Origin of the sequence: Paenibacillus sp. PastF-3 (assembly GCF_029893135.1) — a bacterium.
Classification (GTDB): Bacteria; Bacillota; Bacilli; order Paenibacillales; family Paenibacillaceae; genus Paenibacillus_AQ; species Paenibacillus_AQ nitricinens.
In genome coordinates this window covers 495694-509462 of sequence record NZ_JARXWM010000003.1, presented here as the reverse complement: position 1 = coordinate 509462, position 13769 = coordinate 495694, and the positions used below count along the sequence as shown (strand labels likewise).

At 44.5% G+C, this 13769-nt stretch carries 12 protein-coding genes; 9 read left to right on the top strand and 3 right to left on the bottom strand.

Annotated elements, in window-relative coordinates; all coding sequences use genetic code 11:
• Positions 1–107 precede the first annotated feature (107 nt).
• The 4 genes from prmA (at position 108) to mtaB (ending at position 4239) form a co-directional block, all read left to right on the top strand.
• Entirely contained in the window at positions 108–1163 is a 1056-nt protein-coding gene (gene prmA, locus M2444_RS09430) for a 50S ribosomal protein L11 methyltransferase (protein ID WP_094874821.1), read from the top strand.
• 2 nt (positions 1164–1165) lie between these two features.
• Positions 1166–1849, top strand: a complete 684-nt coding sequence (locus tag M2444_RS09425) for a site-2 protease family protein (protein WP_094874822.1) — start codon at positions 1166–1168, stop codon at positions 1847–1849.
• 278 nt (positions 1850–2127) lie between these two features.
• Positions 2128–2892 (top strand): RsmE family RNA methyltransferase, encoded by a 765-nt coding sequence (locus M2444_RS09420; RefSeq protein WP_042190982.1) that lies wholly within the window; start codon positions 2128–2130, stop codon positions 2890–2892.
• A 3-nt stretch (positions 2893–2895) separates the two neighbouring features.
• Complete coding sequence (gene mtaB, locus M2444_RS09415; RefSeq protein WP_280786791.1) at positions 2896–4239, top strand: tRNA (N(6)-L-threonylcarbamoyladenosine(37)-C(2))-methylthiotransferase MtaB; 1344 nt, start codon at positions 2896–2898, stop codon at positions 4237–4239.
• Positions 4240–4331: 92 nt separating this feature from the next.
• On the opposite strand, the gene M2444_RS09410 is transcribed toward mtaB, so the two are convergent.
• Entirely contained in the window at positions 4332–4658 is a 327-nt protein-coding gene (locus M2444_RS09410; protein WP_094876462.1) for an AzlD domain-containing protein, read from the bottom strand.
• Entirely contained in the window at positions 4649–5383 is a 735-nt protein-coding gene (locus M2444_RS09405; RefSeq protein WP_280786790.1) for an AzlC family ABC transporter permease, read from the bottom strand. Before M2444_RS09405 ends, M2444_RS09410 begins: the two co-directional genes overlap by 10 nt.
• A gap of 211 nt (positions 5384–5594) precedes the next feature.
• Here M2444_RS09405 and M2444_RS09400 point away from each other — a divergent pair, with 211 nt between their 5' ends.
• The 4 genes from M2444_RS09400 to M2444_RS09385 all read left to right on the top strand — a co-directional run bounded on the left by M2444_RS09400 (position 5595) and on the right by M2444_RS09385 (position 11185).
• On the top strand, positions 5595–7823 hold the full coding sequence (locus M2444_RS09400) for an Ig-like domain-containing protein (RefSeq protein WP_280786789.1): 2229 nt from the start codon (positions 5595–5597) through the stop codon (positions 7821–7823).
• Positions 7824–7980: 157 nt separating this feature from the next.
• Entirely contained in the window at positions 7981–8541 is a 561-nt protein-coding gene (locus M2444_RS09395) for an ECF-type riboflavin transporter substrate-binding protein (protein WP_042190972.1), read from the top strand.
• A gap of 110 nt (positions 8542–8651) precedes the next feature.
• Entirely contained in the window at positions 8652–10358 is a 1707-nt protein-coding gene (locus tag M2444_RS09390) for an ABC transporter ATP-binding protein (RefSeq protein WP_280786788.1), read from the top strand.
• Complete coding sequence (locus M2444_RS09385; protein WP_179281597.1) at positions 10355–11185, top strand: energy-coupling factor transporter transmembrane component T family protein; 831 nt, start codon at positions 10355–10357, stop codon at positions 11183–11185. The genes M2444_RS09390 and M2444_RS09385 overlap by 4 nt, the downstream gene beginning before the upstream one ends.
• Before the next feature lie 52 nt (positions 11186–11237).
• On the opposite strand, the gene M2444_RS09380 is transcribed toward M2444_RS09385, so the two are convergent.
• Complete coding sequence (locus tag M2444_RS09380) at positions 11238–12224, bottom strand: Na/Pi cotransporter family protein (protein ID WP_094876458.1); 987 nt, start codon at positions 12222–12224, stop codon at positions 11238–11240.
• 99 nt (positions 12225–12323) lie between these two features.
• Between M2444_RS09380 and M2444_RS09375 the strand changes: the two genes are divergently transcribed.
• Entirely contained in the window at positions 12324–13748 is a 1425-nt protein-coding gene (locus tag M2444_RS09375; RefSeq protein ID WP_280786787.1) for a class I SAM-dependent rRNA methyltransferase, read from the top strand.
• Positions 13749–13769 lie beyond the last annotated feature (21 nt).

The window sequence follows — 13769 nt, the reverse complement described above, 5'->3', positions numbered from 1 at the left end:
ATGAAGCAAATGCTCACAAAACTAAGCCTATGCTTTCGAAGTCAGTTTTGCACGAAGTAAATCAATGAAGCAAATGCTCACAAAACTTTTAGGAGGATTACATAAAGATGTTATGGCATGAAGTGACGATACATACAACAGAAGAAGCACAGGAAATGATTTCAAATTTTTTATATGAAGCTGGTGCAGGTGGAGTTTCTATCGAGGAATCCGGCACACTGAATAAAGAACGGGATACACGTTACGGTGAATTGTACGACCAACCTTTGAATGATATTCCAGAAGGGGAAGCGGTCATAAAGGGTTATTATGCCGATTCCACAGATATGGATGCTGTTATAGAAGAATTGACTCCACGGGTAGCCGAATTACATGAGTACGGGATTGATCCAGGCAAAGCGTTGATTTCTTGGAAGACTGTGGATGAAGACGAATGGGCGCATGCTTGGAAGCAATATTTCAAACCGCTGCGGGTATCGGAGCGTCTCACCATTAAACCAACCTGGGAGGAATATACGCCTGAGAGTCCGGATGAAGCCATCATTGAGATCGACCCTGGCATGGCATTTGGTACTGGGACTCACCCTACAACAGCTCTGTGCCTCCGTGCACTTGAAAAGAATATTAGCGGCGGTGAAGAAGTTATCGATGTCGGTACAGGTTCAGGAATTCTGGCTGTAGGTGCGATGCTGCTAGGTGCAAAATCTGTATTGGCCTTAGATTTAGATCCGGTGGCTGTGGAAAGTGCACGGGAGAATGTAGCCCTTAACAAGCTTGAATCGTCCATAACGGTAAAAGAGAGCGATCTTCTGTCGCTGCTGGGCGGGGAAGGTGTAGCTGATACAGCGGCTGGAGAGATGTGGCCATCCGCTAGACCTGGTCACTCACTAGAAGGAGCCGTTCCTGCTAAGCAAGAGCAAGAAGGCAGCCTTGGCGTGACATTACCTGTACAAATTGTAGTTGCGAATATTTTGGCGGAAATCATCGTATTGTTTACGGATGATGTATACCGCGCGCTTCAGCCTGGAGGCCTCTACATTACCTCAGGTATATATAAAGATAAAGAAGGACTTGTGGCGAACGCGCTGAAAGCGTCTGGCTTTGAGATTATTGAAATATCCCGTGAAGAAGATTGGGTGGCATTTACAGCCGGAAAGAGGTAAAAATGGATATATTGCAAAGTATAATTCGAGTAGATTTAGATCAGCTTCCTTTCCTGCTCATTACAATTTTAATTGCTTTTACAGTACATGAATTCAGTCATGCTTATTTCGCGAATAAGTTCGGGGACCCAACAGCAAGATTACTTGGCCGCATGACGCTTAACCCTGCTGTTCATTTCGATTTCTTTGGTATTTTGCTGCTGCTAGTTGCTGGCTTCGGTTGGGCGCGTCCGGTTCCGGTAAACCGCGATAACTTTAGTCGTCCTCGTCTCATGGGAGTCATCGTGTCGGCTGCGGGACCAATCAGTAACCTGCTCTTAGGAATTATTGGTGCTATAATATACGGTGCACTTGCGGCAACTGGAGTTCTGGATAATATCTCGAATGATCGCATGCTCGAGGCTGTATACTTATTCTTTGGTACCTTCATTCAATGGAACTTCTTTCTGTTTCTGTTCAATCTTATTCCGCTGCCGCCACTGGATGGCTATCGGATTGTGGAAGATATTGCCCCACGTTCGATCCGCGGCAAATTACAGCAATTTGAACAATGGGCTGTATTCCTCTTTTTATTAATTCTGTTTATTCCTGGGCTACGGACGTTTACAATTGATCCGCTTGCAGGCTGGGCTAGTGAAATGTCGAGAACATTTGTACAGCTGTCTCTAAGAATTTTTGGCAGCTAAGGCAAGGAATGAAGTCTGTTCAACCTTTGTCAAACATTGTATTATGTAATTTGATCAAAATTTGATCATTAATTTTCGCTTGACCGAACCTTATATTTCTTGAAGAAACGGGTGACGTCCTTATAAGGGCGACTAAGCCGTTTCTTCAAATATAAGAAAGTATAAGATTCACACTATACATTATGACTTATATTTCTCGTTTAAACGCTTACAGTCCTTATAGGGACGCCGAAGGCGTTTATACTTGTTACTGAATTTATGAACAGGATGATGATGAGATGCAGCGATATTTCGTTACACCGGAGCAGTTTGGTGCGGATACCGTGAGAATTGATGGGGAAGACGCCCGTCATATCGCTAAAGTGATGCGTGGTAAGGCAGGGGACAAGCTTATTGTTAGCGATGGTGTTTCGCGTGAGGCATTAGTAGAGATTGCGCAGATTGAAATTGGGGAAGTCACTGTGAACATTCTGGAGTCCCTGGAGATGACGCATGAACCTCGAATTAAAATTACAGTCGCACAGAGCTTGCCTAAAGCCGATAAGATGGAAACTGTCATTCAGAAGTGTACAGAGATTGGTGCTGTAGGCTTTGTTCCTTTTCTGTCAGAACGCACAATAGTGCAATACGACGAGCGTAAAGAAAGCAAACGACTGGATCGCTGGCGTAAAATTTGTAAGGAAGCTGCCGAACAGGCTCATCGGAACATCGTTCCGTCTGTAGGATCACCTTTGTCCTGGAAGCAGCTTTTACAGACTTTTAGTGAATATGATGCTGTTTATTTCTGTTATGAAAAAGAGGAAGGCTTGCAGCTTCGAAGCAGCGTTGCTCCATGGTTAGCATCGCTTTCACCGCAATCTGGCGGGAAAGTTATGGTTGTGGTTGGTCCTGAAGGAGGTTTTACTCCGGAGGAATGCCTCAAGGCAGAAGAAGCCGGGGCAGTATCCGTAGGACTGGGACGGCGAATTCTGCGCTGTGAGACAGCGGGCATGGTTGCCGCTGCTTGTATATTATATGAATCTGGAGAAATGGGAGGAGCTTAAGAGATGCCATCCGTAGCGTTTTATACTTTAGGTTGTAAAGTGAATTTCTATGATACCGAAGCCATTTGGCAGCTATTTAAAAATGAAGGTTACGAGCAGGTTGATTTCGAGGGTCCCGCCGATGTATATCTGATTAATACTTGTACGGTAACTAACACAGGTGACAAAAAAAGCCGGCAAATGATCCGCCGTGCCGTGCGCCGTAATCCAGAGGCCATCGTAGCCGTAACAGGCTGTTACGCACAAACCTCTCCTGGGGAGATTCTAGATATTCCTGGAGTTGACCTTGTCATCGGTAACCAGGACCGCGATCAGATCATGACACATGTGAAGAATATTGAAGCCTCACGTCAGCCGGTCAATGCTGTGCGTAATATTATGAAGACACGTGAGTTCGAAGAGATGGATGTGCCAGGCTTTGCGGATCGGACGCGTGCCTTTATGAAGATTCAGGATGGTTGTAACAACTTCTGCACCTTCTGCATCATTCCATGGTCGCGTGGACTTTCTCGCAGCCGTGATCCAAAAAGCATCGTAGCTCAAGCGCATCAATTGGTAGAAGCAGGGTATAAGGAGTTTGTGCTAACGGGTATTCATACCGGAGGTTACGGTGATGATCTTGATAATTACCGACTTTCCGATTTACTGTGGGATCTAGATAAGGTAGATGGTCTGGAACGGGTGCGTATCAGTTCTATTGAAGCTAGTCAGATTGATGAGAAGCTGCTTGAGGTGCTGAACCGCTCCTCCAAAATGTGCCGTCATCTGCATATTCCGTTACAAGCCGGTCATAATGATGTGCTGAAAGCGATGCGCCGTAAATATACGACAGAAGAGTATTACACCAAAATGCAATTGATCCGCCAGGCGATGCCAGATGTCGGGATTACCACTGACGTTATCGTTGGATTCCCGGGTGAGACCGATGAGATGTTCCGTGCCGGATACGATTTCATGAAGGCTGTAAATTACTCGGAGATGCATGTATTCCCGTATTCCAAGCGGACAGGTACTCCTGCAGCGCGGATGGACAATCAGATTGATGAAGAGATCAAAAATGTACGTGTACAGGAGCTGATTGATCTATCCGAAGAAATGCAATTAGCATATGCCCGTAAGTTTGTAGGACAGACGCTTAGTGTGATTCCGGAAAGATCCGCTAAAGGAGCTCCGGGCCGTAATATCCAGCATGGATTCAGTGACAACTATTTGCAGGTCTTCTTTGATGGAGTGGATTCACTTCAAGGAGAACTTTGTGAGGTGAAGATCACTGAAGCTGGTGTGAACGAATGCCGAGGCGAATTGGTCGGGGTTAGTCAGAGCGGTCTTAAGCAGGCTGTCCTTTAAGTAATAGACAGAAGTAAGTAGACAACAGAGCAGCCAATTTCCGTTAGTGGAGAATGGCTGCTCTGTGTTTTTGTTGCTGGGTATGGAGTAGATCAAAAAAACATCCGCAGGATCATAATCGAAACAATCCCCGCCAGCACAGTTCCTAGCAAACTCCGGGTCTTTATAGCGATCCAAAAAGTAGGGATTGCCGCAAAAAGCTCAACGTTATTAGCTATAGGTGAGAATTTTCCATCATTTAAGAGGATCTCCTGACCTATTAGTGCCGCCATAACAGAGATAGGAACATAATTTAACCAGCGCATTCCCCATTCAGGCAATTCGAATCGGCTTAGAATCATTAATGGAACTACCCTTGGAATGAAGGTTACCAAAGCCGCCCCTAGAATAATCAAAAATACATCCCATCTCACTTCCATTTTTCAAGCACCATCCCTACTGTTGACGCAATGACCGTTGCAATAATGACACCTACACTACTGGAGAATACGAAGGAGCTAGCTACAGCGATGATTACTGCTAGGATTGCGACAACTAAATCAAGTTTTATTTTATTACGATCAATCATGGAAATAACAAGGATGCCAATGAACATGGCAGGTAAAGCAAACTGTAGACCGAATTGATCTGGATCAGAAATCCACTGTGCCAAAAAAGCTCCTGCTATATTCGCAATAAACCAATTTAAATAGGCAGTGAGATTAAGGCCATGCATCCATTTTTCACTGATTTGTTGCTTATTTACTGTTTGATTAATAGCAACTCCAAAGGTCTCATCTGTCAGCAGGGTTCCAACCAGCATGTTTCTCAGTGGGGTAAGATGCCGGAAATAAGGTGAAAGAGCTGCACTAAGCAAAATGTGACGAAGATTCACGATAAATATCGTAACGATAATAGCAACAGACGAGCTGCTTACAGCTATCATTCCAGCAGCTATAAACTGTGCTGAACCGGCATAAAGCATCAGACTTATCAAGGCAATCTCAGCAATGCTCAGCCCGGCGGTCTTTTGAACAACACCTGCTGCAAGTCCAATGCTCAAATAACCGAGTAGTGTGGGAATGCAATCTTTTACCCCTTTAAGGAAGCTATCTTCCTCTTTTGGAGTAGGGATTGTCTCTAGTTGAAAGTTCTCTATACTCATCGTAGCCCCCTTGGTTCAAAAAAAGAATGTAGTAGCTAGCATATTACTTCCTAATATATTGATCAACCCTACACCTGATTATCTAGTCTGAAAGTCCTGAATTTGGCTTTATGGAGTTATAGGGTAAACACTTGGTGTACAATTGTCGATATAAGTAAAAGAGTGTGGGGATAAACCACCAAACGACATTATAACCTAAGGGAGAGAACAAATGACTGTGTACAGGAAAATGACGAAAATGCTCCTCATCATGATATTGTTAGCTACTGCGGTTTTTCCGGTAAGTGTCTTTGCAGCTGCCGGCGATATCAACTCGATTGAGTTTGAAAGCTCAGCCAAACTGCAGCTTACGGTTGGACAAACGCCAAAGCAACTGAAGATATATGCGAATGTAGAAGGGTCCTCCTCCAAAAGAGATGTGACGGGTGCAGTGGTATGGAATTCTTCTAACACTAACGCTGTAAAAGTAGTAAATGGCTTATTGACTCCGATAGATAGCGGAAAGGCTATTATTACAGCTACTTATAATCATGCACTCGCTACTATAGAAGTAGAGGTATCACATCCGATCAAAGAATTGAAGCTCGAATATAGCTCAGAAGGGAACTATAAATTGGGTGACGAAGAGGATAAACTGTTGGTCAAAGCCAATGCGATTGGTGGCGAAACAGCGACTTCTGCCAAGGATGTAACGGCTGATACCACTTGGAGCAGCTCCAATACAAGCGTATTGACGATTGCAGAAGGTAAGATCACACTAGCGGGTGAAGGTACTTCAACCATTACTGCCAAATATAAGGACTTAACAGCAACCTTTAAAGCGGTAGTGAAATTGCCTTATTCTGAAATTGAGCTTAAAAATGATAAGGGCATCGTAATTAAGGAAATTGAAATGCTCGTTGGTGATAATCCGGTGAAAGTAACTGCGTTTACCAAAGAGACTACAAAGACGACCCCAAATGATATTTCAGAGAAAGCGGAATGGTCTTCTTCTAATACAAGTGTCGCTACTGTAGACAAGGGAGAAATCAAAGTACTGTCCGCAGGAAAAGCTGTAATTACAGTAACTTATCTGGGGATTACACAAACTGTGGATGTATATGTACGTGCTCCTTACGAGGCGTTATTGCTTACTCCATCAGGCGATCAATTCTTGTTTATGGGTGAGAGCTTGAATGTTAAAGCAGAAGTTCGAGATGCTGCGAATTCCACTCCGAATGTATCCAGTAGTGCAGTATGGAGTTCGGACAACCAACTCGCGGCGACGGTTACTGCGGGTACTGATGCTGCAGCGATCACCGCAAAAGCAGTGGGAACATCGGTTATTAAAGCAGAATACAGAGGGATTAGTAAAAGCTTTAAGTTGACGGTATATCCTACGATTACAGAGTTGGAAGCTGATAAAACGGAACTGGACATGTACACAGAGGATTCCGTAAGTTTGCCAAAGGTAAACGGAACTAAGCTAGACGGCACGAAGCTGGATCTCAGTCAAGAAATTGAGTGGACTTCTGCCAATGATGATATTGCCACCATCAAAGATGGCAAGCTCGTTGCTGAAAAGGCTGGTACTGTTAATATTGTCGGCAAAATAAAATCAGAGAATCCTACCTCCTCCAAAGCGGCTATCCGGGAAAAAAGTGTTGTAGTGAGTGTTACAGTTAAAGATAAGGTTCATATTTTGCTCGGACCAGAGGAAAACGTTGTGATTGTTACTGGTGAAGAGAAGGCTGTTCCTGAAGTCAAAGCTGTGATGGAAAATGGGAATGAACTCGATGCTACAGGTACTATGGAGTGGGAGATTACCGGTACGAATGCAATTATCAAGACAACCTCTTCAGGCAAGGTAATCAAAGGACTGGTGAAGGGTTCTGCCACTTTAAAGGGAACCTACGCTAATAAGACTATTAGTATCCCGGTTACTATTGAACAAAAAGTTACTAAAATTGTTGTAGAACCGAATGCGATTGAATTGAATATTAAAGGTTCTAAATCCATAAAGGTAACGGCTTACTACTCTAATGGTAAGACGGGGAATATCTCCAGCAGCATGAATTGGGAGTCCTCGAATGAAGCTGTTGCCACGGTTAAAAGTACATCTGTTAAAGCCATAACAGAAGGAACTGCGACGTTATCAGGTTCTTACCAAGGGCTCGCTGCTAGTGTCAAAATTAATGTAGTTCCTAAGCTAATGAAGTTGACTGTCAACGAGACTAGACTGAAGATGGCTCCGGGAGCTGTTCAGAATGCAGTTGTGATTGCGCAGTATGATACGGGGAAGACCGCTATTGTTACTGGAAGTGCGGCGTGGACTAGCTCTAAGCCTTCTGTAGCTAGAGTATCTGCTAGCGGTCAGATTGTAGCTGTGAGCAAAGGAACGGCATCCATTAAAGGAAAGATTGGTACCAAGACAGTGACGGTTACCGTTACTGTGAAATAGATGAAGTAAATCATATAATAACTCTATAAGTGGTCTGGGTCTGCAAAGCCAACATTAATGTTGCTTTGCAGATTTTTTTATTTTAATCTATATTAATTCCGACTATTCCGATGTATAATTAAATAAAATAAAAAGAAGCGTTGGGGGAGATGAAAATATGGCAAAACAAAAGGTGTTATCGATTAAGACGATTGTTGCGATTGGTATCGGTTCTGCTTTATTCGTTATTTTGGGCAGGTTCGGTTCGATTCCATCCGGAATTCCAAACACTAACATTGAGACTACATACGCTTTACTGGCATTGTTTGCACTATTATACGGTCCGTTTGCCGGATTACTCATTGGCCTGATCGGACATACACTGAAGGATGCGATTTTTTATGGTTCCCCTTGGTTCAGTTGGGTGATCGCTTCTGGAATTGTTGGGCTCGTTGTTGGGCTGCTTGTGGCTAGAATTGGGATTCATGATGGGGAGTTCGGACGAAAGGAACTGATTCGTTTTAATCTGGCCCAGATTGTCGCTAACGCAATCGCCTGGTTCTTAGTAGCACCTGTACTGGATATTCTAATCTATGCGGAACCGGCGAATAAAGTATTCACACAAGGACTTATCGCCGGAGCATCCAATATAGTCACTGTGGCAGTGATTGGTTCTCTACTGGCAATAGCATATGCAAAGACAAGAACGAAGCAAGGCAGCTTGACCAGAGAAGCCTGAGTAGCATATAATCCAAACCAAAAGCCGGTGGAGATCACCGGCTTTTTTATGGCTGTAAAACATATAATGAAAGTGAAATTCTTCAAACGAAGCTAAGAGGAAGGTCAAGGATGAAAAAAGCAGTGATTGAATTTAAGGATTTTAGTTTTCAATATCGAGCACAGCAGGAGCCTACACTCACAGATATTAACTTAACGATTGCCGAAGGGGAGAAGGTACTTATTGTGGGACCCTCTGGTTCTGGGAAAAGTACACTGGCTCATTGTATAAACGGACTCATCCCTTTTGCTTATAAAGGTGAAATGTCTGGATCATTGCGAATTATGGGTCTGGAGCAGAAAGAACTTAGTATTGCAGCATTGTCGGATCAGGTAGGGACTGTACTGCAAGACCCGGATGGACAATTTGTTGGATTAACGGTTGGAGAGGATATCGCCTTCAGTCTGGAGAATCACGCGGTCCAACAGGCCGAAATGATAGAAAAGGTAGTGGCTGCAGCAACAGCCGTGGATATCCACGAATATTTAGGAGCGTCACCTCAGGAATTGTCAGGTGGTCAGAAGCAAAAAACGACCTTAGCTGGCGTTCTAGTTGGTGATGTGGACATCCTGTTGTTTGATGAGCCTTTGGCAAACTTAGATCCATATACCGGCACAAAAGCAATTGAGCTTATTGACCGAGTGCAAAAAGAGACCGGTAAAACGGTTATTATTATCGAGCACAGGCTCGAGGAAGTACTTCACCGTGCGGTGGACCGCATTATTGTGATCCATGACGGACGCCTTGCGGCGGATATGCCAGCCGCTGAGCTATTAAGCACGGGCTTACTTTCAGAAGCAGGCATTCGGGAACCTCTCTATTTAACGGCTTTAAAGTATGCAGGATGTACGATTGCATCAGATATGAATCCGCAGCATATAGATGAAATTCAGCTGGACTCTTGCTCCAGCAAGCTTGAGTACTGGTATGATAACAATAATTCGCAGCAGGATAAACGTGAGAGTCTACCTATCCTTGAGCTACGTGATGTTTCATTCGGTTATGAGAAGAGCAGACCAGTACTTCATAAACTTAACCTTCTTATTCATAAAGGAGAAATGGTCTGTATAGCTGGGAGAAATGGGGCTGGGAAATCCACGGTATCTAAGCTTATCTGTGGCTTTTATAAGCCCACTTCCGGTTCGATATTGATGAACGGAAGGGATATTGCCAAGGATACGATTAAGGAGCGGGCAGAGCGGATCGGTTTCGTGATGCAGAATCCTAATCATATGATTTCTAAGACGCTTTTATATGATGAGGTTGCGCTAGGCCTTAAATTACGAGGGGTGTCTGAGGAGCTTATTCGTGAGCGAGTGCATCATGTTTTAAAAATATGCGGTCTATACGCTTTTCGTAGCTGGCCCATCTCTGCGCTCAGCTACGGTCAGAAGAAACGTGTGACTATTGCTTCTATTATGATCCTGGAGCCGGAAGTGATCATATTAGATGAGCCGACTGCAGCACAGGATTATAGGCACTATAACGAAATGATGGAATTTCTTTTGACGCTTCGTGAACAGGGAATGACGGTCATTATGATTACGCATGATATGCATCTTATGCTGGAGTATGCCGATAGAGCTGTAGTGTTGTCTGATGGTGTTAAGCTTGCTGATGATAGTCCTGAACGAGTGCTAACCAATTTAGAAGTAGTGAGGAATGCTAATTTGAAAGAGACCTCACTATTTACATTGGCTATGAAGGTCCAATTGGATCAGCCAGAAGAGTTTGTAAGAAGATTTATTGCATACGACAGGAGGAGCCGGGGCGGATGAAGGCCACAATGTTAACTTTTACGAAGCAGGATTCACCTGTTCACCGTCTTACAGGCGCCACTAAGCTGATTTTATTTATAGTGTGGTCGTTGACAGGCATGATTACATACGATACAAGATGTCTAATAGTGATGCTGCTCTTTAGTTTGATCGCCTTTAGAGTCTCTAAAGTTCAGTTTCAGGATTATGCCTTCGTCCTATATTTTATATTACTCTTCTTTGTGCTTAATCATATAGCTATCTTTATTTTTTCTCCATTGGAAGGTGTAAAGGTATACGGTTCACGGCATGATATTGTTCATCTTGTAGGTCGGTATACCGTAACATATGAGCAGCTATTCTATCAATTAAATATTGCCCTTAAGTATGCAGTGGTCATTCCCATGGCACTGTTGTTCCTTCTAACGACAAATCCTAGTGAATTCGCAGCGTCTTTAAACCGGATTGGTGTGAATTATAAAATTGCATATTCTGTATCGCTTGCGCTGCGGTACATTCCGGATATCCAAAGAGATTATGAGAATATTTCGTTCTCCGCTCAGGCACGGGGAATAGACATCTCTCGAAAAGAAAAGCTGCCTAAACGGCTTAAAAATATTATTTCAATTCTTATGCCTTTGATTCTGACCAGCATTGAACGCATTGAAAATATTAGTACGGCTATGGAATTACGTGGCTTTGGAACACAGAATAAACGGACTTGGTACAGCAGTCGTCCTTTCTCAAGAAATGATTATATTGCTTTGATCTTATTCGCTCTGATTGCAATCACTACGACGATAATCACTTTTTATGATGGATCGCGGTTTTATAATATTTTCGATTGAAGTATAATAGTACAGTTGTGGAAAGTTTGGGTTCAGGCGTTACAGTAACTCGTTACGATAGAAGACGTTTCTCCAGTCTTGACCATACAGGCAGGTAACATAATGGCAGTGCGATTATCGAGCAGATTATATTAAAAATAGTCTGGGCATGGGCGATCTGTGAAGAGGGGCCTCCGCCGATCCAAGCAGCGGTTGCTTGCAGGGGTCCGAGAAGTGGCAGGAACAATAGTGCACCGCCAACATTGAGTGCAACATGCGACCATGCGACGAAGACGCCAGAAGACGAGCCGCCGATGGAAGCGATGACTGCCGTGAGGCAGGTGCCGACGTTGGCGCCGAGCACGATGGCTATGCCAAGCTCTGTGGGCATGGCACCCGACGCAGCAATGCTCATAGCCATGGCAATGACCGCAGCGCTGCTATGTAGCAGGGCTGTTAAGCAGGCACCAGCGGCGATTCCCCACAAGGCACTTGTGGCCGCATGATCCAAGAACCAAAGGAATAGGCCGCTCTCCTGAAGTGTCCCGCCGATGGACTGCATAACTGCGATTCCCCATAAGACTAAGGCGAATCCTGATATAGCCAGGCTGATGAATTGCAGCGGCTCTGATATTTTCAGGCACAGTGCTGCTGCCCGTGACGTATGAGGTAACTCGCCTGCTATAACAGCTGCTGCCCACAAACTCAGCGAGGCAGCCAGCAATGGTGTAGCCATAGTATTGATCTGAAGTCCGATGAGTTCGGTGGTCAAAGTGGTGCCGATGTTGCTACCTAAGATAATGCCAAGCGTACGAGCATAGGTGAGCAGACCGGCATTTACCATGCCGATCGTTAGTACAGTTACAGCCGTGCTGCTCTGAAGCAGGGCTGACAGTACACTGCTTGCGATCAAGCCTTTGATAGGTGTAGAGGTTGCCTTATTCAGACTTGTTGTTAACAGAGGGCCTGCAAGCTTGGACAATGCTGTCTCCATTAGCTTCATGCCAGCCAGAAAGATAACCAAACCATATATAATAGGAAAAAGCAGATCACGGAACATAGGGCATACTCCTTTGAACGAGGGTTGTACACCAATATATGAAAGTAACGAGTAGGACATGTATAAAATCATTTTTAGAAAAACAGGGAGTTGAAGTCATTGGCATCGGTTAGATTAGAACGCAATCGCAAAAAAAGATTGGAACAGGGCCATCCATGGGTCTATGCAGGTGAAGTTGCATCAGTAGAAGGAAACCCGGAAGCAGGGGGATTAGTTGATGTTCTTAATCATCAAGGCCGTTTTCTGGCGGTAGGATATTACAATCCAGCGTCGCAGATTCGGGTAAGAATTGTATCGCAGGGACCTTTGGCTATCATGGACACCGCCTTTTTCGCAGAACGGTTTACGAATTGTCTGCAACATAGAGAACGTTTCCTGCCTGGGGCGGATGCTTATCGTTTGGTTTATGGTGAAGCGGACTTTTTGCCAGGTCTGATTGTGGATCGGTTCGGCGATATTCTGGTTGTGCAGCTACTTACACTCGGAATGGACAAGTGTCGTACAGAGATTGTTGAAGCACTTGTACAGGTTATGGCACCGCGTGGTATTTATGAACGCAGTGATGTTAGTGTACGTGAACTGGAAGGGCTGGAGCAGACTACAGGTGTGCTGTACGGGGAATGCCCAAGACATGTTACTGTAAGTGAAAATGATCTGAAGCTGGTAGTAGATATCGAAGAGGGCCAGAAGACCGGTTATTTCTTTGATCAGCGTGAGAATAGAGCATCCATTGCGCCTCTCATGAAAGGCTGGGGTGGACGAAGCGGAATTACACTGCAAGAAATAGAAGCAGAAGATGGCTCGTTACAAGCTTTGCCGGTAAATAAGAGTGGTAAACACGTAACCTTCCCTTATTGGGATGGTGCTACAGTGCTGGAGTGCTTTTCGCATACAGGCAGCTTCACTCTGCATGCTTGCAAGTATGGCGCGAAAAAAGTAACCTGCCTTGACGTTTCCGCTCATGCTATAGAGAGTGCTAAGGTTAATGTGGAGCTAAATGGCTTTACTGATCGAGTGGAATTTGTAGTGGACGATGCTTTTGCCTACCTTCGCAATCAGGTCAAGGGGCTGGAGGAACGTTCGGAGCGGGCGACGGTTGCCAGCGGAACGGAATCAACAGTAACGACTACAAATGCTAAATCCGGAGGCAAAGCCGCCAAAACGGACACCTCCAAGCCTATGACAGCAGGTGGAGGTAGAACTTGGGATGTAGTTATCCTAGACCCTCCAGCGTTTGCGAAAACTAAAAGTGCAGTAGCAGGCGCTTGCCGTGGTTACAAGGACATCAATCTACACGGCATGAAACTGGTGAACGAAGGCGGATATTTGGTTACTGCAAGTTGTTCTTACCACATGCAGCCGGATCTATTCCTTGAGACGATTGCCGACGCAGCTAAAGATGCAGGTAAAGTATTGAGACTTGTGGAATGGCGTGCCGCAGGTAAAGACCATCCGCAGATTCTAGGTGTTAACGAAGGACACTATCTGAAGTTTGCGATTTTTGAAGTGCGGAGTAAGAAATAAGCTGGCTGTTTATATAAGTAA